Origin of the sequence: Pseudoalteromonas sp. 78C3 (genome assembly GCF_002836695.1) — a bacterium.
Taxonomy (GTDB): Bacteria; Pseudomonadota; Gammaproteobacteria; order Enterobacterales; family Alteromonadaceae; genus Pseudoalteromonas; species Pseudoalteromonas arctica.
The window spans coordinates 1-423 of the sequence record NZ_PJAV01000059.1; the positions used below are offsets into that span (position 1 = coordinate 1).

The window sequence follows — 423 nt, forward strand, 5'->3', positions numbered from 1 at the left end:
ATAGCAGTCTGCCTGATGAAGTCTAAACTTATTCACTTAAACTGTGAGATCTGATATGAGCTAGTACAGCTGATATGCTATTTACGACAAAGTCGCTCGGTAATTAGAGCGACATAATCCCTTGGTAATCACACTAGTACATCATCATGTTTTTAAATTAAAGCTGTTGTTTACTTAACAAACATCCAAATACCGGCAGCGATCATAAACAGGTTTTCTGTTAGGGAGATAAACCCTAGTGGTACGTTACTGTCACCGCCTACACACGCACATTTTAACTCTCGTTTATCTATATAGACTGCTTTTATCACTGAAACAGCACCAACCCCACCTATGAACAATGAAATAGGGGCAATAATATAGGCTGGTAATCCGGCTATCATTCCAATGCCAACAAATGCTTCTAAAAATGGGTAAACATAG

1 protein-coding gene is annotated in these 423 nt (G+C 38.5%); it reads right to left on the reverse strand.

Translation table 11 applies throughout. The annotated features are described in order from the left end of the window. Nucleotides 1–170: 170 nt before the first annotated feature. Nucleotides 171–423 (reverse strand): MauE/DoxX family redox-associated membrane protein (locus CXF76_RS00810; RefSeq protein ID WP_332870242.1); only part of this gene is annotated, 253 nt, incomplete at its 5' end.